The sequence below is a fragment of the Fructilactobacillus sp. X8R2C1 genome (assembly GCF_059900955.1).
Genome location: NZ_JBWXVI010000001.1, coordinates 287,989 through 312,278, shown reverse-complemented (window position 1 = coordinate 312,278; position 24,290 = coordinate 287,989). Strand labels below are relative to the sequence as shown.

Annotated in this window: 20 protein-coding genes and 1 other annotated feature; of the genes, 9 read left to right on the top strand and 11 right to left on the bottom strand. The window is 39.0% G+C overall.

Features of this window, described 5'->3' with window-relative positions:
• Window positions 1-16 precede the first annotated feature (16 nt).
• On the bottom strand, window positions 17-1,657 hold the full coding sequence (locus tag AC6UD6_RS01645) for a peptide ABC transporter substrate-binding protein (RefSeq protein WP_500695512.1): 1,641 nt from the start codon (window positions 1,655-1,657) through the stop codon (window positions 17-19).
• Between the two features lie 366 nt (window positions 1,658-2,023).
• Here AC6UD6_RS01645 and AC6UD6_RS01640 point away from each other — a divergent pair, with 366 nt between their 5' ends.
• The 5 genes from AC6UD6_RS01640 to AC6UD6_RS01620 all read left to right on the top strand — a co-directional run bounded on the left by AC6UD6_RS01640 (window position 2,024) and on the right by AC6UD6_RS01620 (window position 7,547).
• Window positions 2,024-3,373, top strand: a complete 1,350-nt coding sequence (locus AC6UD6_RS01640) for a C1 family peptidase (RefSeq protein WP_500695432.1) — start codon at window positions 2,024-2,026, stop codon at window positions 3,371-3,373.
• Window positions 3,374-3,430: 57 nt separating this feature from the next.
• Window positions 3,431-3,687: a binding site (T-box leader), on the top strand.
• Between the two features lie 74 nt (window positions 3,688-3,761).
• Window positions 3,762-4,601, top strand: coding sequence for a MetQ/NlpA family ABC transporter substrate-binding protein (locus tag AC6UD6_RS01635; protein ID WP_500695431.1), 840 nt, complete (start codon window positions 3,762-3,764; stop codon window positions 4,599-4,601).
• Window positions 4,602-4,610: 9 nt separating this feature from the next.
• Window positions 4,611-5,666 carry a methionine ABC transporter ATP-binding protein gene (locus AC6UD6_RS01630; RefSeq protein WP_500695430.1) on the top strand — a complete coding sequence of 352 codons (1,056 nt, stop codon included), beginning with the start codon at window positions 4,611-4,613 and terminating at the stop codon, window positions 5,664-5,666.
• On the top strand, window positions 5,666-6,370 hold the full coding sequence (locus AC6UD6_RS01625) for a methionine ABC transporter permease (RefSeq protein ID WP_500695429.1): 705 nt from the start codon (window positions 5,666-5,668) through the stop codon (window positions 6,368-6,370). The genes AC6UD6_RS01630 and AC6UD6_RS01625 overlap by 1 nt, the downstream gene beginning before the upstream one ends.
• Before the next feature lie 31 nt (window positions 6,371-6,401).
• Window positions 6,402-7,547 carry an ArgE/DapE family deacylase gene (locus AC6UD6_RS01620; RefSeq protein ID WP_500695428.1) on the top strand — a complete coding sequence of 382 codons (1,146 nt, stop codon included), beginning with the start codon at window positions 6,402-6,404 and terminating at the stop codon, window positions 7,545-7,547.
• A gap of 128 nt (window positions 7,548-7,675) precedes the next feature.
• Here AC6UD6_RS01620 and AC6UD6_RS01615 read toward each other — a convergent pair whose 3' ends face one another.
• On the bottom strand, window positions 7,676-9,004 hold the full coding sequence (locus AC6UD6_RS01615; RefSeq protein WP_500695427.1) for an enolase C-terminal domain-like protein: 1,329 nt from the start codon (window positions 9,002-9,004) through the stop codon (window positions 7,676-7,678).
• A 171-nt stretch (window positions 9,005-9,175) separates the two neighbouring features.
• Between AC6UD6_RS01615 and AC6UD6_RS01610 the strand changes: the two genes are divergently transcribed.
• Window positions 9,176-10,066, top strand: a complete 891-nt coding sequence (locus tag AC6UD6_RS01610) for a LysR family transcriptional regulator (RefSeq protein ID WP_500695426.1) — start codon at window positions 9,176-9,178, stop codon at window positions 10,064-10,066.
• Between the two features lie 38 nt (window positions 10,067-10,104).
• Here the strand turns inward: AC6UD6_RS01610 and AC6UD6_RS01605 are convergent, their stop codons facing one another.
• Complete coding sequence (locus AC6UD6_RS01605) at window positions 10,105-11,232, bottom strand: lactonase family protein (protein ID WP_500695425.1); 1,128 nt, start codon at window positions 11,230-11,232, stop codon at window positions 10,105-10,107.
• An 18-nt stretch (window positions 11,233-11,250) separates the two neighbouring features.
• A complete protein-coding gene (locus AC6UD6_RS01600) occupies window positions 11,251-12,468 on the bottom strand; it encodes a mandelate racemase/muconate lactonizing enzyme family protein (protein WP_500695424.1) in 1,218 nt (405 codons plus the stop codon).
• Between the two features lie 346 nt (window positions 12,469-12,814).
• Between AC6UD6_RS01600 and AC6UD6_RS01595 the strand changes: the two genes are divergently transcribed.
• Both AC6UD6_RS01595 and AC6UD6_RS01590 read left to right on the top strand, forming a co-directional pair.
• Window positions 12,815-13,795, top strand: a complete 981-nt coding sequence (locus AC6UD6_RS01595) for a hydroxyacid dehydrogenase (protein WP_500695423.1) — start codon at window positions 12,815-12,817, stop codon at window positions 13,793-13,795.
• A 19-nt stretch (window positions 13,796-13,814) separates the two neighbouring features.
• Window positions 13,815-15,212, top strand: coding sequence for an SLC13 family permease (locus tag AC6UD6_RS01590; protein WP_500695422.1), 1,398 nt, complete (start codon window positions 13,815-13,817; stop codon window positions 15,210-15,212).
• 92 nt (window positions 15,213-15,304) lie between these two features.
• Here AC6UD6_RS01590 and AC6UD6_RS01585 read toward each other — a convergent pair whose 3' ends face one another.
• From AC6UD6_RS01585 to AC6UD6_RS01555, 7 genes are all read right to left on the bottom strand, one after another.
• Window positions 15,305-15,451: a hypothetical protein gene (locus tag AC6UD6_RS01585; protein ID WP_500695421.1), complete on the bottom strand. Its 147-nt coding sequence runs from the start codon at window positions 15,449-15,451 to the stop codon at window positions 15,305-15,307.
• Window positions 15,452-15,519: 68 nt separating this feature from the next.
• Window positions 15,520-16,188 (bottom strand): type II toxin-antitoxin system death-on-curing family toxin, encoded by a 669-nt coding sequence (locus AC6UD6_RS01580; RefSeq protein ID WP_500695420.1) that lies wholly within the window; start codon window positions 16,186-16,188, stop codon window positions 15,520-15,522.
• 87 nt (window positions 16,189-16,275) lie between these two features.
• Window positions 16,276-17,364 carry a baeRF3 domain-containing protein gene (locus AC6UD6_RS01575; protein ID WP_500695419.1) on the bottom strand — a complete coding sequence of 363 codons (1,089 nt, stop codon included), beginning with the start codon at window positions 17,362-17,364 and terminating at the stop codon, window positions 16,276-16,278.
• Window positions 17,365-17,444: 80 nt separating this feature from the next.
• Window positions 17,445-18,104 (bottom strand): TVP38/TMEM64 family protein, encoded by a 660-nt coding sequence (locus tag AC6UD6_RS01570; RefSeq protein ID WP_500695418.1) that lies wholly within the window; start codon window positions 18,102-18,104, stop codon window positions 17,445-17,447.
• 133 nt (window positions 18,105-18,237) lie between these two features.
• Window positions 18,238-20,154, bottom strand: coding sequence for an acyltransferase family protein (locus tag AC6UD6_RS01565; RefSeq protein WP_500695417.1), 1,917 nt, complete (start codon window positions 20,152-20,154; stop codon window positions 18,238-18,240).
• Window positions 20,155-20,311: 157 nt separating this feature from the next.
• Entirely contained in the window at window positions 20,312-22,453 is a 2,142-nt protein-coding gene (locus AC6UD6_RS01560) for an ATP-dependent Clp protease ATP-binding subunit (RefSeq protein WP_500693328.1), read from the bottom strand.
• A gap of 162 nt (window positions 22,454-22,615) precedes the next feature.
• A complete protein-coding gene (locus AC6UD6_RS01555) occupies window positions 22,616-23,083 on the bottom strand; it encodes a GreA/GreB family elongation factor (RefSeq protein WP_500695416.1) in 468 nt (155 codons plus the stop codon).
• Window positions 23,084-23,277: 194 nt separating this feature from the next.
• Here AC6UD6_RS01555 and AC6UD6_RS01550 point away from each other — a divergent pair, with 194 nt between their 5' ends.
• A complete protein-coding gene (locus AC6UD6_RS01550; RefSeq protein ID WP_500693330.1) occupies window positions 23,278-24,255 on the top strand; it encodes an LCP family protein in 978 nt (325 codons plus the stop codon).
• Window positions 24,256-24,290 lie beyond the last annotated feature (35 nt).

The window sequence follows — 24,290 nt, the reverse complement described above, 5'->3', positions numbered from 1 at the left end:
TTTAATTTACCTCTCTTTATTTCTTGTAGGTAGCCGCGAGATTGAAATTCCCGTTTGGTGACAGGTTGTAATTGTGAACGTCGCTTCTGGTAAGAGCAGCGGTGTTTTGCTGGTAAAGTGGAACGACTCCTTCTTGCTTAGTCAAGATGGTCTGAGCGTTCAGGAGGTTCTGCCAGCGGGCTTGATAGTTGCCGGCGTTTTTATCAGATGCTTGTTTGATTTGTTGGTCAAACTCTTTATTGGACCAGTGACCATCGTTCATAGCGCCACCGGTTTCAAAGAGGTTCAAGAAGGTCACTGGATCTGGGAAGTCGGCGTTCCAAGCTGAGACAACCATGTCGAAGTCCCCACTAGAAGAACGTTGAAGTCGGTTCTTAAATGGCACGTTTGAAAGGGTCACTTTTAGTCCAGGCAATTTCTGGAGTTCAGCCTGCAAGAATTCGGATTGTTTTAAGGAAGAATCGGTATCGTCACCTAATAAGGTTAAGTTGAGATTTTTCTTTCCGGTCTCCTTTAGACCCTCAGTCCAAAGCTTTTTAGCTAACTTAGGATTGTAGTCGTTATAATTTGCATCCTGTTTACTTTGACTTTCGTCTTTAAAGTCGACTCCCGTTTGTTTGTTCCAACTCATCTTAGCTGGAACGACACTTGAATCCGGTGTAGCAGTCTTACCTAACACTTGGTTAGAGAGGAGTTGCCGATTGATTGAATGCCCAATGGCCTGTCTAATCTTGGTGTTCTTGAAGAACGGATCCTTCTTCTCGTTCATCTCAATGTAGAAAGTACTTGAAGTTGGTTTCGTTGAGAAGTCTTTTTCGTTTTTCAGTTGGTTAGCTGAATCGCCGGTTAGGCCGTTGTACTGGTCAATTACGTGACTAGAGTACAAGTTAAGTCCGGTATTGGGATCTTTAACAACGTAGTATTTAACGGCGTTCAATCTAATGTTCTTTTGGTTCCAGTACGAGTGGTTCTTACTCTCGGTCCAGGCGGTGTTTCCAACCTGCCATTTATCTAACTTGAATGGTCCATCGAATACCATGTCCTTACTGTTTAATCCATACTGACTTCCCGCTTTTTCAACGACCTTCTGATTAAGTGGCAAGTATGACGCACCAGTTAAGAGAGAATTGAAGTAGGGAATTGGTTGCGACAGATTAACTTGTAACTTATGGGGACCAATGGCCTTAACTCCTAAAGTCGTTGGTGAAGCCTTCCCGTTGGTAATTTTGTCAGCGTTTTTAACTCCCTCGAAAATGTAGGAGTATTGAGAAGCCGTCTTTGGATCAACGATTCTTCTCCATGCGTAGACAAAGTCATACGCGGTCACGGGGTCTCCATTTGACCATTTGGCGTTTCTCAGATCGAAATTATACTGAGTTCCACCCTTGGTTGGGGTAACGACTTTGGTCGCAATGCCAGGTTCAATCTTGCGGTTATTGTAGCGATAAAGACCTTCCATCGTGTTGTTTAGGTTTTGCGCTCCAATACTATCCGTTACCATACTTGAGTCCATCGTAGAAATAATATCGCTGGAGTTGACTGCCATGTCCTTACTCCCCGATTTACTACTTCCAGAAGAACAACCAGTAAGCATCAGTGCTAAAGCGGCACCAATGAATGCTACTGAAAATATCTTCTTATGGTTCAAATGAAACACCTCCATGTTTGCTGTTTTGCTTTTTGTCGAATATACGCGCGTGTTTCACAAAAGTAAATACGTTTTTTATATTTTTCTTAAGAATCTTAATAAATTTTTAAAGCAAGTGACGTTATATCAACGTTTTTACTTGACGTTACAAAACTTGTGACATGGGTAATGGGAGCTAAATAATGAAAATGATACACATCTTTGATTATGTAACTTTTAGCGGATGAGAATCCCTTTGTGAAGGGGTTTAGTTATGCAAGTTTTTGATTAACGATTGAAATTGAGATTTGATTAGGATTGGTCAAGTTAAAAGTGTCTCAAAGGAGAGGACAAGTGATACAATACTGACAAGAAAAATATTAAGGAGTGATCATTTTGGATAAGAAAGCAATTAATCCGCAAGACCTGGAATGGTATGAAAAAAGTTATGAAGACAAAGACGACAGTCTGGTCTTAGAACGGGCCGTCTCTCATAATGGCATTAACAACAGTGCTGCTGATTACAAGGCTGATGAAAAAATGAAACGAGTTTTCTCGGTCGAAGTTCCCGAACAACACGTTGCTGATCAGAAGCAAAGTGGAAGGTGCTGGATGTTTTCAGCACTTAACACCATGCGTTTTAAGATTGCCGAAAACTACAAGGTTTCACCAAAATTTGAATTATCACAAAACTACGTTAACTTCTGGGATAAGTTTGAAAAGTCCAACTATTTCTTAGAAAACGTGATTAAAACCGCTGATCAACCATTAGGTTCACGCAAGATCGACTTCTTAATGGAAACCCCACAACAAGATGGGGGCCAGTGGGACATGTTGTGCGCCATCATTGAAAAGTACGGAGTTGTTCCAAGTTCAACCATGGTTGAAACTTACAATAGTAATCGTTCTGACGAATTGAATCAGACTTTAAACCTGAAACTAAGACGTGATGCCGAAGTTTTGCGTCAAATGGTGAAGGACGGTGCGACCGAAGAAAAACTTGAATCAACTAAGAGTGAGATGTTAAACGATGTTTACCGCATCTTGGCATATTCTCTGGGTCGCCCAACGAAGCGCTTTGATTTTGAATACCGTGATACTGACAATAAGTACCACATTGATAAAGACCTGACTCCGAAAGAGTTCTTTGATAAGTACGTCAACATCAACCTGGAAGACTACGTTTCATTGATTAACTCACCAACTGGTGACAAGCCCTTTGACCAGACCTACACGATTGAAATGTTAGGCAACGTGGTTTGTGGCAGACAGGTTAAGCATTTAAACCTGAAGATTGATGAATTGAAAGACTTAGCTGTAAAACAGCTAAAGAACGGCGAGGCCGTTTGGTTCGGCTGTGACGTTGTCCAAGATTCTGACCGTAAAAAGGGCATCATGGATACGCACTTGTACCACAAGGATGCTTTGTTCAGCACTGACCTGAAGATGAGTAAGGGTGCAAGACTTGACTACAAGGAAAGCATGATGACCCACGCCATGGTAATTACTGGCGTTGACCTAGTTGATGATCAACCAACCAAGTGGAAGGTTGAAAACAGCTGGGGTGAAAAGGTCGGTGAAAAAGGTTACTTCGTCATGAGTGACGACTGGTTCAACGAATTTGTTTACCAGACCGTTATCAACAAGAAGTACATGTCTGACAAGCAACTTGAGGAACAAAAACAGGCACCTAAGATGCTTGAACCTTGGGACCCAATGGGTTCACTAGCTAGTTTTAAAAAATAATTAAAATTTTTGTTGACAGATATTGGTCGACGGATTAGTATACTTACAACAAATTAAATAAACGAGATGGAAAAGCTGAGTACCCGTTGAATTTTCTAAGAGAGTCTCTGGTCGGTGTGAAGGGATGAGATGAATTCGGGGAATATGGACTTTTAATCATTTACTGGCAAGAATTTCGAACCAGCGACGGGGTTGCTACCGATATCATCGCAAGGCTCTTCTAGTTCAGACGTCGACTAGAGTAGTCTTTGAGGCAGTTACTTGAAAGGGTAACTGTAAACTAAGGTGGTAACACGAAAGCATTCGTCCTTTTTAATTAAAGGGCGGATGCTTTTTTTATTTAATTTAATGAATTAAGCAATCAAATAAAAATTAGGAAGTGGACATCATGAGGAGAAGTATTAAGTGGATTATTGGAATTATCATTGTGGTTGTGATCGTTGGGTTAGGTTGGTTTAGTTTTGCCAGACACTCTGCTGAAAGTAAAAAGACCGTTAACGTCGGTCTAATGAGCGGCTCTAAATCAGACGATGAGATTTGGAAGTCAGTCGCTGAGACTGCTAAGAAGAAGTATGGGGTTAACATTAAGTTCACCCACTTCACTGATTACACGCAACCGAACAAGGCTTTGACTCAACACGAGATTGATTTGAACTCATTTCAACATTATGCCTTCTTAGATAACTGGAATAAGCAAAATCATTCTGACATTGTTTCCGTTGGTAACACCTATATCGCTCCTATCAGACTTTATTCAAAGAAGTACAAGAACGTTAAGGACATTCCGGATGGTGGGACGATTGCCGTTCCAAACGATACTTCCAATGAGAGTCGTTCGCTTTACCTCCTTAAGAACGCGGGACTTATCACTTTGAAAAACCAGAAGGGCTTTTTAGGATTAAACGCCATTCAGAGTAATCCCAAGCACTTGAATTTCAAGGAAGTGGACGCATCACAAACCCCACGAGTACTAAACAGTGTCGATGGTGCCGTTATTAATAACACTTACGCCGTTCCCGCTCACTTAGGTGATAAGGAAACGATCTTTACCGAACCACTCAACAATGATTCGAAACAGTGGATCAATTTGATTGCTGCTAACAAGGACCAGAAGAATAACAAGAACTACAAAGACGTTGTAAAATCATTCCAGACCAAGAAGACCGAGCAACTGGTCAAGAAATATTATGGAAACACCGAAATTCCTGCTTGGAATCGTAAATTTTAGGAGGAACTAATGAGTAATAATATTGTGCAATTCAAGGACGTCTCAGTTACGTTCAAACAAAAAAAGAATGTGATTCACGCCGTTTCAGACGTATCGTTGAAAATTCCCAAAGGTGAAATCTTCGGAATTGCTGGCTACTCCGGTGCCGGTAAATCGACGTTAGTTCGAACCATTAACCTGCTACAAAAACCAACCGACGGGGAAGTCGATGTGTTTGGGAAAACCTTCTATAAAAAAGAAGGCGACCAAGTTTCTTCAATTAATACGAAAGAGTTGCGTGACGAACGGCGCCAAATTGGAATGATTTTTCAGCATTTTAATCTGCTAGAAGAACAAAACGTCCAACGCAACGTTGAGTTCGGATTAAAACACAGTGGTCTAAAGGAAAAGGAACGTGAAGCGAAAGCCAAGAAGATGCTCGACATTGTTGGTTTGGGTGATTACTTAAAAGCCTATCCATCCCAACTCTCTGGTGGTCAACAGCAACGAGTTGCGATTGCTAGAGCGCTCGCTAACGACCCTAAGATTTTGATTTCTGACGAAGCTACTTCCGCACTTGACCCTAAAAATACCGATCAAATCTTGGATTTACTGAAAGAATTGAACGAGAAATATGGCTTAACGATTATTCTGATCACCCATGAAATGGAAGCCATCAAACGGATTTGTCAGGAAGTTGCCATCATGAGTCAAGGAAAAGTGGTTGATGTTGGTAATCTACTTGATATCTTCGTTGATTCGAAGAATCCAACTACCAGAAAGATTGTTGGAAACAGTTTCAACGCACTTGAAATCTTGAAGTCGATGAACATTGACGTTAACAAGCGAAATCTAGTTCAGTTGACGTATCTATCAGATGACATTAGCGATCCAATCATCGTGAGCTTGTACGAGAAGTTCCATATTTCGGCAAGTATCATCTACAGTAATATTGAAAAATTGGGTGAGCAGGTCGTTGGAACGTTGATTGTTGATTTACTTGGAAGTCAAGAGGATCAAGAAGCAGCGGTTAAGTACCTTAATGGTCAAGACATCAAGGTCACTGAATTGAAGGAGGCAGAATAATGGGAGCTTGGTTTGCAACTCATTTTCCCAACGTGGTTTCACAGGGATTAAATGGTGAAGAAGGCTGGATCACAGCCGTTAATCAGACAATTTACATGACGTTTTGGTCCGCAATCTTTGGTGGGATTGCAGGAATCATTTTTGGAGTTTGTTTAGTGATTTTTGCGGATAACGGGATTATGCCATGTCATCCACTGTTCTGGATCATCGACAAAGTTGTTTCGCTATTCCGAGCCGTTCCATTTATCATCTTGCTGGCCTTCATTGCCCCAGTTACGCAGAAGATCGTTGGAACCCAAATCGGAACGACGGCCGCTTTAGTACCTCTATCAGTCGGAGTCTTTCCGTTTTATGCGCGGCAGGTCCAAGTCGCCCTGGAGAGTGTCGATCATGGCATCATTGAATCGGCGGAATCACTAGGGGCCACGAACTGGGACTTGATTTTCGGTGTGTACCTCAGTGAAGCGCGTTCAGAGTTGATTCGAGTATCAACCGTAACTTTGATTAGTTTAGTTGGTTTAACCGCTATGGCCGGTGCCATTGGTGCTGGTGGTCTTGGTAACATGGCCATCTCATACGGGTACAACCGCTTCGCAAACGACACGACCTTGGTCGCAACGATCCTAGTTGTCATCATGGTTCTGATTATTCAAGTTGTTGGTGACGTCTGGGCCAAGTTTGCTAACCACGCCGATCGCGGTTAATAAATAAGAATTTAAAGAAGGGTGTTTAAGAATGGAAAAAGCAGAGAAAATCAAAATTTTACAGGATCTAATTCAGATTAAGTCCGTCAACGGTAATGAAATTGAGATCTCAGAGTACTTGTCGAAGCTGCTGAAAAAGCACGGCATTGACAGTAAGATTTTTCCGTTTGGCGACGGCCGCGCCAACTTGATTGCTGAACTTGGAACTGGTGAATCTGGGAAAGTACTGGCTTTAGAGGGACACCAAGACACGGTGGCAGTTGCTCATCCGGAAAATTGGAAGCATGATCCGTTTAAGGGTGAAATCGTGGGTGACAAGATCTACGGTCGTGGTGCCGCTGACATGAAGAGTGGGCTAGCGGCCGAGGTGATTGCGCTCTGTGAGTTAGCTGATAAGGGCGAAGTTCCTGATGGGAAGATTCGTTTGATTGCGACTTCAGGAGAAGAATTCGGTGCTCCTGGTGCTTATAAGATTGAACCAAAGTATATTGACGATGTGGACGCTATGATTGTCGGTGAACCCTCTGATGGGGATGTCACCTATGCCCACTCTGGAAGTTTGAACTATCAGATCACGAGTACCGGAAAACCAGCGCACAGTTCGACTCCTGACTTGGGATTGAACGCCATTACTGGTTTGGTTAAATACATTCAGGCTGAGCCGGATTTCTTCAACGATTTACCAGTTGATCCAGTGCTTGGCAAAGTCCAGCACAGTATCACCGTCATTAACGGTGGAGAACAGGTTAATATCATTCCTGGTTCGGCTAGTTTGCTTGGAAATGTCCGTCCGACCCCTTCATTTAATAACGACAACGTGATTGAATTGATTCAATCAATCGTTGATAAAGTGAACGACGAGACGCCATATCACCTCGAATTTAAGTTGGTTCACAACTTTTATCCAATTGAAACCGATAAGGACAATCAGTTCGTCCAGGATGCTTACGAGGTTACTAAAAAGGATTATCAAAATCGTAAACCAGAGTTGATTGTCAATAACGGTGCAACTGATGCGAGTGTTTACGTTCAGGAAAACGACAAAATGGCCGTGATCTTGTTAGGTCCCGATAAGAACAACACGTCACACCAGATTAACGAGTACACGACACTATCGAGTTATCTCGATACGATTAATGCTTATCAGGATATTGCGAACGATTTCTTTGAAAAGTAGTAAAAATAAAGGCCTTGAACTGTGGAGTTCAAGGCCTTTTTGTGTGGTTAGTTATATTTTAGAAAGCATTTTAATATATCTACAATTGTTGAATACAGTAATTTGTTGCTTTGCGTGAATTGTTTATATTAACGAACTAAGGCAGGTCGTTTTGGATCAAACTTCCAACCTGGGATCAGATATTGCATTGCCTTTGCATCGTCACGTGCACCAAGTCCTTTGTCAATGTAAAGTTTATTTGCGGCTTTAACAGCATCCATATCAAGTTCTATTCCAAGGCCTTCGTTTGTGTGTGGCACAGTGATTTTCCCATTTTCAATTTTATATGGATTCTTAGTTAAGTTTTGACCATCTTGCCAAATCCAATGAGTATCGATATCGTAGACATTTCCCGGTGCAGCTGCTGCAGTATTAACGGCCATTGCTAACGAGATATCGAAATGATTGTTGGAATGAATGCCCCAATTTAAATCGAATGCTTCACATAATTGTGCAACTCGAACAGCACCTTCCATTGTCCAGAAATGAGGATCGGCTAGTGGGATTGAAACTGCGTTTAATGCAATGGCATGAGACATTTGACGCCAGTCCGTATCCACCATATTAGTTGCGGTTGGCATATGAGTTTTTTTCAAGAATTCTGAAAGAATTTCACGTCCAGAAAATCCATCTTCAGCACCACAAGGATCTTCAATATAATGCAGAACACCTTTAAGTTCACCAGCATACTTTAAAGCTTCTTTCAATGACCAGCTGCCATTTGGATCTAGATCGAGTTTTGCAGTGGGGAATGCTTTATGGAGAGCCTTCATTACTTCAACTTCTTTTTCACCGTCCATAACTCCACCCTTTAATTTAAAGGTTTTAAAACCATAGCGATCCTTTGCAGCTCTTGCTAATTTAACTATTGATTTAGCATCCATAGCAGGTTTACGACGTAATTTACCCCATTCATCAGAATTATCATCGTCTTTAATATAGGGTAAATCTGTCTTTGAAGGATCACCAATAAAAAATAAATAACCTAAAATACCAACATTTTCACGTTGTTGGCCGTCACCTAATAATGCAGCAACGGGAACGTGAAGGTATTTACCCATTATGTCTAAAAAGGCAGTTTCTACAGCAGTAATAACATGAATCGTCGTACGTAAATCAAAAGTTTGTGTTCCACGACCACTTGCATCGCGGTAACCATACTTTTTTTGTATTTCTTGAAGCACATGTTTATAGTTTCCAATAGAACTACCTAAAACAATATCTTTTGTGTCATTTAAAGTGTTGGTAATTGAATGACCTCCTGGCACTTCGCTTACACCAGTAAGTCCATTATTAGTTGTTAAAATAACTAAGTTACGAGTAAAGTAAGGACCATGAGCGCCGCTTAAATTCAATAGCATGCTGTCATAACCTGCTACTGGATATATCTCCATTTTTACAATTATTGGTGTTTTCATTTTAAATATGCTTCCTTTGTTATTTATTTATCATTCACATAATTGTATTGTAATAGTCATAATAATGATGAAACAGTCACAAAAATGTCAGTATGGGAACCAAAAGTACATATGTATTATATTAGTTAATAATGTCACATGAGCTACAATGATAAAGTGGAGGTTTAGCTAATGGATATTAATAAATTGCATACTTTTTTGACGATTGCTAAGTACGGGAGTTTTAGAGCGGCAGCTGAGAAACTTTACTTGTCACCACGTGCAGTATCTAAACAAATGGATCAAATTGAAAATGAGTTGAAGGTTAAACTTTTTACCCGACAGAAGAATAACACTAGTTTAACGACAATCGGGCGTGAATTTATTGTCACAGCGACTGATATTTTTAATAGTTACATGGATGCATATAATAAAATTCAGTTAGAAAATACGCATGATGATCGCAAAGTCATTGTGGGATTTTCGTCACCTAATCAAGCTACTATTATGCAAAGAAAATTTTCTAATGTTTTGGCGAAAAAAGATGATATCCAACTCGAACTTCGAGAAGAAAGTGGGCAACAGTTGCTTAGTCTGGTTAAAGACGGTCAAATTCACCTAGCTGTCACTCCTGAATATTATCCGAATTTGACTTATGGAGACAATATTGGGGTAAAACGACTTATAGTTGGCAATATGGTTGTTGGAATTAGTCGATTGGATCCATTGTCTAACCAGGCAACAATTGATTTGAGTAATCTAAGTAATAGATATGTATTTTATTATAGTAATGTTCAATCAACGTATTTGAGAGATATTTTCTTCTCAAAATATAATAAGATTTTTCCCAGGGGCAATATTATACGAGTGTCTTCAATTGAGCAACGTGATATGATGGTCGCTACTAATAAAGGAATTGGGTTTTATCCAGAACCATTGATATCAGTTGAAAATGTACGAAATCCAATGATTAATTTCTTAAAAATAAGTGCTAAGGAAAGCTCTTATTATGCTTCTGTACTACTTTATAACAAAAAAGAAGAAAATCCTGTAGTTCGTGATTTTTTAAAATATATTAAATAAAAAAACGTGAAGCTTTTTAAAGCTTCACGTTTTGATTTTTAAGCTAGGAAATCCGTGGCCTCTACCACTCGAACACAAGCATCATGTTTAATATGGTGTTGAACTACGTGTAGAAATCCACTTTCTATATCACGTTTAAATAAAATTAAATCATTAGTATTTTGGTTTGCACAAAGAATAAAATTGCCATCTTTGCTTATTCCGAAATCTCGTGGAAAAACACCCTCAGTTTTAATTTGTTGGTTTTTTTCTAGACGTCTTCCGCTATCTAGAACGCGATACATTGTCAAAGAATTGTGGCCTCTGTTGGAAATATACAAATGATTTTCATCAGAAGAGAGGCGAATTGCAGCAGATCCATTATGGCCGTCGTACCCTTCTGGAATATTGGAATAGTCTTCGATAAAAGCTAGTTTACCAGTTTTGGTATCGTATTCGACGACAGCAACTTTACTAGCTAATTCTCCTAATACATAAATATAGTTGGTTTTGCTAGACATAGCGATTTGTCTAGGACCAAATCCTGGTTGCATTTTTAATTCGTAAACTAGTTTAAGCTTGGCGTTTCTAGTATCAACGTCAAAAACGAACAGCTTGTCACATCCCAAACCACAAACGATTAATCGACCGTCTGGTAGTAGTCGAGCATAGTGAATATGGGCGTGATCCTGTTCGACTTTGGGCCCGTTTCCCTTGATTGGATAGGTATTACGAGATAGGATTTGATAATTATTATCCATTTTATAAGTGTGAATAGCATTGGTATTGTAGTTTGCTGCAAATAAGATCTTGTGATTAGTATCAATTGAAATATAGGATGGAACGGTATATGTCAGTTCATTCCAAAAGTATAAGTTTTTTGTAGCATCATACGCTTCATAAGATCCATGTTGTTTTGGTAAATAGTTCTCAGAAGTGATTTGACCTGTTAAAGCATCAATAATGGCGACCCCACCTTCATTTTCGTTTTTTGTTAAAACGGTAGCGATTTTTTGATCTTTGTTGGAAAAGTTAAAAAAGGCTGGATTTTCAACTTTAGCAAATAGTGAAATGTCAGTTATTTTTTCTTTATCAGTATCCAAAGTTGCTACGTAAAGTCCCTTTGACTGGTTGTTCTTAGTGTAATTATCACTTGTGTATCCACCTAAAATAAATTTATCGATCATGTTGGTTCACCCTCCTCGTTATTTAACGGTTATCATTTTGCTTGAAGCAATTGTTTCATCAGTTAATTCTTGACCAATTCCTGGACGATTGGGGATGTTTATGCGACCATCGACTGCTTGAAAGTCGTCGTACTTACAGGTTGAACGGTCTTTAATGTTTCTAGCGCGTTGATAAACTTCGTGAATTAAAAAGTTAGGAATAACTGCCTCAACTTGAAGGGCAGCCGCAACTGCAATTGGACTTCCACAAACGTGTACTTGGGCATTAACATCGTACGTATAAGCCATATCACAAATTTTTTTAGCTTCAGTGATACCACCACAAAGGCATATGTCAGGCTGAGCAATTTTGATTGACCGATTTTCAAAGAATGGTTTAAATCCAAATCGAGTAAAGAGTCGTTCTCCAGTTGCAATTGGAATATTAACTTTTTCTGAGACTTCCTTTGTGTTGTCAGGATTTAATGTTTGAACGGGTTCTTCATAATATAAGATATCTAGGTCTTCGATGGCTTGACCGATTTTTATTGCTGAGGTGGTATCAGAATTAGCATGCATATCAATTATTATGCCCAAATTATTTCCACCAGCTTTTCTTACTGCTTTAACCCGGTTATAAGCAACATTCAATACATGCCTAGAAATGGTCCCGCGAGTATTAAAATCTTCACGTCCACTAGGATCATTACTAAGTAGAATTGGATCGAATTTCATGGCATCGTAACCTTCTGCCATAACTCGTTTTGTAACCTCAGCATATTCATCTGGAGTATAAAGTTTTAGTTTTTTGATATTTTCACCCCAGTTGTATTGTAATTGGCTAGCATAAGAACGTAAGTGATCATTCGTTTTGCCACCCAACAATTGATAAACAGGAGTGTGATAATATTTGCCTTTGATATCCCACAGAGCAATATCAATAGCACTAATTGCGGCATCAACAATAACTCCTCCAGCAATCCCCCAATAGGTGGTTGTTAGGAGTTTATTCCAAATCTTTTCAATGTTTAGAGGATTTTCTCCAAGAATAACGTGACTAAAGTCTTGTAGCATTCCAAATCCACCACGATATCCTTTTCCGTATGCTAGCCCAGCTTCACCAAATCCCGAAATGCCTTTATCGGTGTTGATGCGAATTACCAAGGGACTCCAAGCCTCTTGACTACCAGATCCATTTCCACTAAAACTTGGGTCTTTACTAGGGATTTGCATAATATCAATACTAGTGATTTTCATAATTAACCTCCTTAAAAATATAATTCCTATGCTGATAATAGTTATATTTTTATTTGGCTAACAGATACTTTTGGTTCCAATCACTTACTTATGATTCACGTTTATTATGAAAGAATTTTGTAAAAAATCAGAATACATACATTTGAAATCAATCAGCAAAAAGGATTCAGCGTAATTGGTTGTGATATTTTTTGCTATTTTAATTTGGTCTAATTATTACTACAGCTACTATTAGTTCGCCTGGAGACGTGTTGGTACCTTTATAATAGTGAATTATGTCACTTATAATCAGTTTAAAGTAACAAATTGTTATTTTAAACTGATTATTTATTAGGAGGTTACTTTTATGAAGAAAGTACTCATAAGTGAAAAAATTGATGATGCGGGTATCAAATTACTTAGAGACAATGGCTTTCGAGTGGTAATTTCACCAGATACTGATTTAGATACGATGAAAGAAGAAATTAAAGATGCTTATGCTGTTATAATGCGTTCATCACGTTTGTCAGGTGAAATGATCGCAGCGGGCAAAAAATTAAAAATCATTTCAAGAAATGGAACTGGAATTAATAACGTGGACGTGGCAAGTGCTACCAAACACGGTGTTTTGGTGGCAAAAGTAAATGGTGCCAATGCTTTTGCAGTTGCTGAATATGCTATTGCTACCATGCTGATGTTAACCCGAAAGATTGTAGCTGATGATAAAGCGGTTCACGATAATAAGGATAAATTAAGTAGATACGGATCCATGCCTAATTTTTCTAATGAAATGGGACTTAATGGAAACGAATTACGTGGAAAGACATTGGCGATTCTTGGTGTTGGAAGAATTGGACGTCAGTTAGCCAAATTCGCAGAAGCATTTGAAATGAATATTATTGGATATGATCCACACATTAAAGATGATCCAATAACGATGTACAAAAGTTTGGAAGATGTTTTACCAAAAGCTGATTTTGTTTCTATTCATATGCCATACACTAAAGAAACTGCCAATACTATTGGGTATAAACAATTAAAAATAATGAAAAAATCAGCGTTTATCATTAATTCAGCTCGAGGTGGAATTATTAATGAAGCGGATTTGGCCCGAGCGTTAAACAATGGAGAAATTGCTGGGGCAGCCTTGGATTCGTTTTTGCCAGAACCTCCAAAGCCTGATAACCCTTTATATAATGCAAAGAATGTATTCATGACTTCTCATATGGCAGGGACAACAGTAGAAGCTAACCGTGCACTTGGGAAAGGGGCAGCACAAGCAATTATTGATTTTGCAAATGGAAAAATGCCCGAGTTTACTGTAAATCCAGGAGTTTTTAAACGTTAATTAGAGGAGGTGTTGAGTGATGAAGTATGGAAAGTTAGTTGCAGGTATTATCGGTTTAGTATTAGGAATTATTATTGCATTCTTTATTCCGGTGCCACACGGATTAACTCATGCTGCAATGGTTGTTTTGGCCACCCTTGTAACGGCTAATATTTTTTGGATTTTTAATGTTATTCCTAGTTTTGCAACTGGGTTACTAATGTTATCTGCTTGGGTAGTTTTTAAAGCGGTGCCGTTTGAAACTTCGTTTGCTATATTCTCATCGACCACGATGTGGATCATTATTGGTGGACTTGCATTAGGAGCCGCAGCAACTAAGACAGGTTTAATAACACGAATCGCTTATAAGATTATGTCTTATTTCCCAGCGAACTTTAGGGGTCAAACGGTGGCGTTGTTTCTTTCGGGAACAATTGTTGCTCCGATGATTCCGAGTGCTCATCCAAAGGCAGCAATGAGTACGCCAATTGCTAAGGGGATTAGTGATGCTTTAGGATATAAACCTAAAAGTGCTGCAAGTTCTGGTCTTTTTTTGGCAGCAATGTGGGGATTTTTCGTAACTGAAGGTAGTTTTTTAAGCGCAACTGCCCAAAATTATGCTTTTAAGGGGCTTTTGCCAACAAAATATCAATCTGTTCTTTCATGGGGAAATTGGTTTGTTATGATGATTCCTTGGACCATTATTATATTGGTAGTAGGTTATTTTTTATTGACATTTCTATTTAAACCAAAAAATGATACTCCAATATCCAAAGAATTCATTAATTCTCGATTAACAAAATTAGGACCAATGTCGAAAGCAGAAAAAATTACTGCAATTTCTATCTTACTTGCCATCATCATGTGGATCTTTGAGCCAGTTATAGGTATTCCATCTGCGGTTACTGCTATAATCTGGGTCAGTTTATTAGTTGCTATGGGGGTATTAACCCCCAAAGATTTTAAGACAAGATTAGATTGGTCTACTATTATTTTTATTGGTACAGTTATGGCTTTAGGGAATGTTATGCAAACTGTTGGACTGACTACTTGGTTAAGATACATTTTAAAGCCAGTTATTGGGCCGATCATTGGTAATATTTGGATTGCCGTCATTATTTTGCCAATCGTGATTTATCTGATCAAGTTTGTAGTTGTTTCTCTAATTTCAACAGGGACCCTTGTTACACTTGCATTGCTTCCCTTTGTTACACAGATGGGTTTTAGTCCAGCTCTGATTGTTATTATTGTTACAACAAGTGTCAATGTATGGTTACTTAGTTATATGAATGCGCCATTTTTGACTGGTTCGGCTGCTGTTCAAGATGGAATGGCATCTCGATCTTCTTTAGCCAAATCTTCACTTGGATACATGGTTATTAATATTATTGGAATGCTTGCTTGTGTTCCAGTTTGGCAATTCATGGGATTAGTGTAAATTAAATTTGTAAGTTAAAAATGATAGCATGAAAGCATAAAAAAGAAGCCTCCTTCGAGACTTCTTTTTATTATTAAAAACTATTACCAATTTTATATCTTAGAAAGCATCTTGAGTGCTTTTATTACCTTAGGGTTATCTGTTACTTTCTTATTAGCTTCTTCATTAATTCTTTTACGGTTTTTGGGATCCATTAATTTATCGAATAATTGGTTCAGCTCTTTATCGGTTATATTCATATTAATTTCTCCTTTCTTAAACCACTATCTATGCTTTCAATACATGCTATTTTATAAATTTAGTTTTGTCAAACGCCAAGTGTAGATTGCATTAAATCTAAGTCTAAATAACAATGAAAGGTAACATACTCTTTTAATTCAGCTTGTGACATGCTTTTTTGAGCAATTGCAACGGAAATCGTATAGAGAGCCATGTCATCATATATATCAAATGTATAATAATTATTACTAAGAAAGGTGAGAGCAGCTAACATGGCTGTTCTTTTGTTACCATTCGTAAAAAATTGGTAGCTTGCTATGGAATACCAAATATAAGTTGCCTTATCAATAATGGTAGGATGAAGGTCTTTGTTAAATAAATATTGGTTAATTTGGCCCAAAATTCGTTCTAAACCTGCCTGATCCTTTAAACCGTAGATAGTTTTTTCTTTAATTAGGATTTCGGCTTGTTTATTGATATTTTTCATTTCAGGTACACATAAATTAAATTGTGGCAAAGTTAAGACTAATCTGTCAGTTAAATGATTATGGACGTTAAAAACTGATAATTTAAGTGCGTTTTTTTCATTGGTTATTGATTTGTAAAAATGGAGATTAATTTTTATTATTTCTTTTATATTAAGTGTTTTTTTGAGTAATTTTTTATACTCATTAATCTGTTCTGTTTTACTGTTTTGATAGTTTGTGATTATTAAGGCTTGAGGTAATTCCCTATTTAGCTGTTTATCTATTGACATATTTAAATTCCCTTAATATACATACGCTAAAAATATATTAAATTTGCGCATAAAAAAAGAGCTTGGTTACCAAGCTCTTTTTTAAAATTACCATCTTAAAATAGCTGCAACTTTCTTGTCAGTTGGCATATCGTCAGCAGGCAATACAGTAACATCACCATCAAGGCCAAGAACCGTCAATGCTAATGAGTTTAATTCATTAGATGGACGTGAACCTTCGGCGTTAACTTCAACGTCCTCACCGTTGTCCTTGCTTTGAACGTAAGCATCTTGTTGGATAATTAGGTTAGCAATTCGGTCGTCAATGGCAGCCTTCAAGATTTCATCGTAGTCATCAGTGGTCTTCTTAGCACCGTCGGCTTTGTCATAGACGTCTTTCATTGATTTCTCACCATCTGAAACGAAGTTATCATGGATGGTTTGAGCAACTTCTTGAACGTTTTCGCCAGCGTTTTTAACGGCAGCATCCATTTCAACGTGTTTGTCTTCAACCACGTATGGGTTGTGAGTAGCACGGTTGAAACGACCTTCGTCTTCAGCGTTTGCAACAACTACTAATGGATTGTGGTCCTTGTTTGAAACATGCTTTTGAACATATTTGTCAACCAATTCGTAGTATTCGTGAGTGTCCCACTTAGCTCCGTTCTTTCTAGGATCGTCTTGAGTCTCAGTCTCGGTCTTGTCTGAGTCAAATGGATCTGGAGTATCGGTATCGTCATCAACAACGCTCAAGTCGTTAACGTGGAATACTTTGAAGTCGTCACGTTGTAAGAACAACATGTCAAAGTCAGGAACGAATTGGTATTGTCTTACGATTGGTAAGATTTGGAGTCTGTCTGAGAATGAGAATGCTGTTTGTGGGGCGTAGTTCAATTGAGCAACTTCGATGGAATCGTTAGTTACGTACATGATGATCCCCTTAGCAATGGTTGCCTTAGGTTGTAAAGTCTTTAAGTAGTTCTTAATTTGAAAATCATAGGCGTTCCAAAGTTCTGGTTTATATTGCTTTTGAAATGCTTTTTTAGCAGTGTCAACCAAACTATTGATTTGGGTGTTGTCTCTACGAGTATTGTCTTCCTTAGGATCCAAGGGTACAGTGATTGTTAAAACTGGACCGTTATCGGATTCCAAGTCAAGCAAGTTTTTAATTTGATCTTTTTTGTCATGCTTAGCCATGGTAAAACCTCCATTAATAAATTGTTACTATACTCTACTATATTACCATTTTTAAAAACAATTGGAAACGGGTACCTCGATTAGAGTTTATCGGTTACCAGTCGTTTAATTAAAAAGAACACGATGAGGGCAAAAACGACGATGATACCGATTAACACCATCAGTTTCTTGAAACTCCCTTGCAAGATCGTGTCACCACCAAGCGAATAGATGATTGAAATGGGAATGCTTCCCAGAATCGTCGCAATCTTCACTTTCTTGTCTGGAAACCGTTTCTTATCCTGATTGGCCTGAAAACTGACTAGAAACGTCGGGATAAAGGGGATCGAATATCCGATAATCAGACCGAGGAGGGGATGCTTTAAGTGTTTAAAGTGTTTGGCATACTTATTGTTCTCGTATTTTCTAGCAATCCCCCTAAATGATGAAACAATCTTAGTCGTCCCAAAGTTTCCGGCTGAAAGTCCAATCACGTTGATGATAATGCCAAGCCATTTTCCAAAACAAATTCCAGTGATAACGCCGACAACTGCGACTGGTGCCCCTGGAATCATGGTCAAGATGTACAACAAGAAGATCAATAAGACAGCATCAATTAGACCGTGGTCACGGATTTCTTGAATCGCCGTGCCGCGGGTAGCTGGATTGAACATCATTTTAATCTCTGGCCAATAATCCATGAATAGGATGTAAAAGAAGAGGACGGCGATGACAATGCCAAGGTATTTTAAAATGTCCATGCGATGTTCTTTAATGAATTCTACGATGATAAAAGACTCCTCCAAATGTTATAGCTATATCTTATAAGAAAATCTTAGCCACGTCTATTCTTTCGAAAAAAATAAGCCAACCGTTTAGGGGTTGGTTTATTGATTATTTTTCGGCGTGTTTCAAAACGTTTTGGGCAATGAAGGAAGCGTACTTTGGCGTTCCTTGCACGTTAGGGTGCGTCTGGTCTTGATAGAGGTACTGTGGATGTGACTTAGCATAATCATACCAGTCGATCACATACAGGTTCTTATACTTCTTTTGAGCCTTCTTTAGAAACGAATTAACCTGGTTCTGCCATGGCTGGGTCGGAACGTAGGTGTTAATCCAGAAGACGTGCCGGTTCTTTCCCGCAATTTCCATATACTGTTTCATTGTCTCATCACTAATGGCACCGTTAGTTCCAAGGCCGATAATGACGTTTTTACCCAACAAACCTTGTTGTTGCATACTCTTCATGATGGCAACTCCATCTTGAGGGTGACGCGAGGTGGCAGCGTCAATGTATAGTTTTGGAAAGATCTTTTGCAGATTATCGCGTCCAGACAGCATGACTGAGTCACCAATGGCACTTCCAGAGAGGTTCTGAGCTTCTTGGAGTTGTTGCTTGGTTAGGCCGTCTTTTTCCAGCTTCTTATTGACTTTCGTGTTCTTTGATTTTTTACCGGATTTGATTTCTTTGGCTAGTTTTTCGTTGTGCTTATCTTGCGCCTTAGAGTTCTTTTGAATTCGGTTGGCCAGTTGCGTGTGATTGGCGGCCTTCGGATTAACCGTGGTTGATTGGAAGATACCAACCGTGCCAATGGTTAATACAATAATTGCTAGGACCTTTAGGACCATGTGATTTTTAAAGCACGATGTCAGCCAATCTTTAATCTGGTCAAGACTCATCTTGTAAACGTTGAAGAGGGTCTTGAAAAACTCAGGGACCCGATGGTAATCGTATTTAGCGAGCGGAACCTCAATGAAGCGGTACGATAATTCTGAGATAACGATGATAATCGCAATTTCGATAAGAGCGTACAACCATTGATGATCAGCTACATCTTTAAATTTGTCGGCAAAGAAAACAAAAACAGGGAACTGATAAACATAGATTTCATAACTTCTAGAACCAATCCAATCAAATAACTTGTTGGTTAGGATGCGGTTCCAGTGACTATTAGGATGAACAACCGCCATCATGGCCATTATGGTAAAGATCGAGAACAGTGCCATGCCACCACGATACAAAAATGGTGACTGTGAACCAGTGGTAACGATGATCCAGCCCATTCCTACCATTCCGATTAGACCAAAAACGTCCAGTAGAAATGACTTTTGGTTGTCATTATCGCGTTTCTGGGTACTCGGCCAGAAGACGGCCAAGGCAGCGCCAAAAAGAATTGAGAACATTCGGGTGTCAGTCCCGTAGTAAACTCGACTAGGATCACTACCGGGATGATACAGAACGGCCATTAAAAGGACTGAAAGAACTGATAATAAAATGGCAGTGTAGAAGATGGGGTGTTTGTTCCCGTGGAATTTTTTAAGTAAGAAGTAGGCAATGAGGGGCCAAATTAGGTAGAATTGTCCTTCAATTGCAAGGGTCCAAAGGTGGGTAAATGGAGAAGCACTTCCAGCAAAGTTCTGGAAGTACGATTGACCATTCATGATTTCCCACCAGTTATATACGTAAGCTAAGTTAGATACGACGCTCTGCCATAGATTCGCGAGTAGATTACGTTGAAACAATGTTATGTATGCAGCGGTCGCAAATAACATCGTAATGAGGGTGGGATACAGCCGCTTTAATCGTTTTGACCAAAAGTAGCCGTAGCGGAAATGGTTCGTTTCATGGTATTCGGTAATCAGATGGTCGGTAACCAAATATCCTGACAACGTCAAAAACACCGGAACCCCTAGGTATCCTCCAGTAAATACGCTAGGTGACAGGTGATATAAGATGACACAGATAACGGCAAGTGCCCGTAAGCCGGTGAAGCCGGTAATAAACCGACGTTTTGTAGTTTTATTATTCATATTATTGGATCCCTAATTATTAGTTTGTATAATAGCAAGTCTAGCACGCAAAAACCGCACTGTATACGGCTTTCAGCAAATCTTAAGAAAAAGATTTTGGGCACAAAAAAACATCTACCATAATTGGTAGATGTTTTTAAAAATATAACTAACTTAATTAGTCACCACTAGCAAGTTTAGTCTTGTCAGTATTCTTAGTGATTTCGATGGTGTCTTTTCTAAGGTCAGCCTTAAGATGTTTAACATCTTGGTGATCCAAGTAGTACATCGCAATCTTATCTCTTAATTGTTGTTCGATTACTCGACGTAATGGACGAGCACCCATGGCTTCGTCGTAACCTTGGTCCATCAACCATTTCTTAGCATCTGGAGTTACGTAAAGTTCCATGTCTTTTTGAGCTAAGGTATCGTTTAAGTTACCGATCATAAGATCAACAATCTTGCTTAAGTCTTCCTTAGTCAAGTGTGAGAACTCAACAATGGCATTGAATCGGTTCAAGAATTCAGGTCTGAAGTATGGAGCCAAACGGTCCATAATTGACATGTCCTTCTTGTTGTTCTTGCTCATTGAATCGTTTCCGAATCCGGCATTTGAAGTAGCAATGATAACGGTGTTCTTAAAGTCAACTACGTTACCTTGACCATCAGTCAAACGACCATCGTCCATAACTTGAAGTAATAGGGTAATTACTTGTGGGTTAGCCTTTTCAATTTCATCAAGCAATACGATTGAGTATGGGTTTCTTCTTACTTGTTCAGTAAGGGTATTACCATTGTCACCGTAACCAACGTAACCAGCTGAAGTACCAATCATCTTGGATACAGCAGTTACATCTTGGTATTCTGACATATCAAGTCTGATGATTGAGTTTTCATCGTTGAACATGTCTTTAGCCAATTGCTTAACTAATTCAGTTTTACCAACACCAGTAGGTCCAACGAATAAGAATGAACCAATTGGACGGTTACCCTCGTCAAAACCGGCACGGTTTCTACGGATAGCGTTAACAACTAGGTCAACAGCTTGGTCTTGACCAATGACACGGCCCTTAAGACGAGTATCCATACCTTTCAATCTTTCAAGGTCGTTAGCACTCATTTGTGAAACTGGAATACCAGTTAATCTTTCAACTGAGTCAGCAATGTCTGATACCTTTGCAACAGGACGGTCAGTGTTAGTGTCGTCACTCTTAAGTTTCTTTTCGATATCTTCGATCTTAGTCTTTGCTTTAGCTGCATCTTCGTACTTTTCGGCTTTAGCTGCGTCTTCTTTTTCCTTCTTAGCGTCCTTTAATTCACTTTCAAGGGTAACCTTGTCAGTAACAGGGTGCTTTGCGGCTAAGTGAGCAGCGGTCATATCGATCAAGTCAATGGCCTTGTCAGGTAATGAACGTTGAGGGATGTATTGAACTGAGTAGTCAACGGCAGCTTTTAAAACATCGTCAGGTAAGGTAACTTGGTGATGGTCTTCGTAAGCTTTCTTGATGCCCTTCAAGATTTCAAGGGTAGTAGCTTTACTTGGAGCGTCAACAGTAACGTCATTGAAACGACGTGCAAGTGCAGAGTCTTTCATAATGGTGTTTCTGTATTCGTCTTGAGTAGTGGCACCAATAACTGAGATTTCACCACGGCTCAAAGCTGGTTTGATCATGTCAGCTAACCCTTTGCTTCCAGATTCGTCACCAGAAGCACCGGCACCGACGATTTGATGAATTTCATCAAAGAATAGGATAACGTTTTTACGTTCTTCAACTTCTTTGATTAATTTTTGAATATTTTCTTCGTATGAACCACGGTATTGAGTACCGGCTTCAAGAGAAGATAAATCGATTGAAATGATTTGCTTGTCTTTGATTGCGCCAGGGACATCACCCTTAACGATCTTTTGAGCTAAACCTTCAACGATGGCAGTCTTACCAACACCAGCGTCACCAACTAAAATTGGGTTGTTTTTGATACGACGACTCAAAATTTCAGCGGTTTCTTGGATTTCTTTGTCACGTCCAATAACTGGGTCAAGTAAACCTTGTTTAGCTTCATCAGTTAGGTTTCGACCAACTTTATCCAAGTAACTTTCAGCTTTCTTTTGTTGCTTGGCGTTGTTGCCTCCGCCGTTTCTACCACGACGACCAGGAATTTGACCTGATTTTCTCATTGCTTCAACTTCTTCAGGAGTAAGCTCGTGACCGTTAACAACGTAACGAGCATTAGGGTTTTGACCCATTCCTCCATTCATTAGACTATTAAATAAATCGTCCATTCCGTTTCCGAATGGATCATTTCCAAAATTGTCTGCCATGTGCAATTTCCCTCTTTCCTATTTTCACCACTTGGTGAGTTTATAACTACATAAGATAAACAATAGGAACATATCTCAAGTTCCAATTCTAATTATACCAGTTTTGAATCGAATGCATAGTAATTAGCTCATATCTACCGGGTTTGGTCAACGTTGGTCAAACTATTTCCCTTGACTGGTGCCGATTTGCAAGATTTTTAATTTATAGTTTACTTCAGGGGCTTTTACTGAAATCGTTTCATTAAGATGATGACCTAGTAATGATTTTCCAAGTGGAGAATCGTAAAAAATTTTGTTTTCATCTAATTTAGAGAATTCAGCTTCTTGTTTCCCCACAATAAGGAAGGAATCTAAATCACCGTCTTCTAAAAATTGCACTTTGACCTCGCTACCAATGCCGATTCGGTCATTATCAGGTTTTCTAACAATCTCAGCAAATTGTTCCTGTTTTCTAAAATAACGCAAGCGACTTTCTAATCGATGGAGTTCTCTTTTAGACGTACTGTACTCCGCGTTTTCAGAACGGTCACCCAGAGCAGCGGCGTCGTGTAAGGCTTGGATTTTTCCCGGACGATTTTTTTGCAGCTTTTTGATTTCATCTTGAATCTGCTTGTAGCCGTTGCGTGTCATTTTATTAAAGTATGTCGCCAACTTAGTTCACCTCAGTCTTTTTTCTTTTTTTCGCCCAAATTTTAACATAATGTAGTTTAAATAATGGTAACAAAAGGTAACTTATTGCCTTATAAAGTTTTCATCGTTAGCAGCTTATGATATTATTACACTATGATTAATTCAAAATCGATTTTATTCTAAGGAGAAATAATATGAGAAGCCGTCACATGGAGAAGAAATCTCATAAGACTCGTAACATCATTATTCTAGTTGTGATCGTGATCGTAGCGATTGTTTTAGCGTTTTTAGGATATGGTGCTTACAAGTATAAATCTGCATCAAATGAAATTAACAAAGCTTATAAGAGTGCAGGAATCAAGAAACAACGAGATACTGACGCGCTGTTAAATCATAAAAAACCAATTTCAATCCTATTACTTGGGACTGATACGGGTGCTCTTGATCGTGATTATAAAGGTCGAACCGATACTTTAATGGTTGCCACCCTTAATCCAGAGACCAAGAAAATGACGCTCACAAGTATCCCACGTGATACTGCCGTTAATATTCCCGGATACCCACAGTATTCACCATCTAAGATTAATGCTGCTTACACTTACGGAAGTGCTGGGACTGCCATTAAGACCGTTGAAAAACTGTTAAACGTTCCAATTGATTTCTATGTCTTAATTAACATGGGTGGCTTAAAGGAAATCGTTGACCAAGTAGGTGGAGTTACTATCACACCAACGTTGTCCTTTAGTTATGAAGGCTATAACTTCAAGAAAGGTCAACCAACTAAGATGGACGGAAAAGAAGCACTTTCTTATTCAAGAATGAGATATTCTGACCCAGCTGGTGACTATGGGAGAACAATGCGGCAACGTCAGGTTCTTCAAGCCATTGCGGCCAAGGGCGGTTCAGTCTCCCATCTAATGAACAACGACTTCATTAGTTCAATTGCCAAGTCCAGTCAAACTGATTTGGACTCAAGTGATTTGACGAAACTTGCTACTAGTTACCGTGAACACGGTGACTTTGTTGATAATCATCTTCAGGGTGAAAACCAAATGATTGAGAACTCAGCAATGCAGGTGCCAACGGAAAGTCAATTGCAACAGACCACCAACTTTATTCGGAAGAATCTAGGTTTGCCTGCCGCTAAGACTGGAACCGCAGCTTATCACTAGATTTAAATAGCAACGAGATGTTCTCCTAAGTTTAT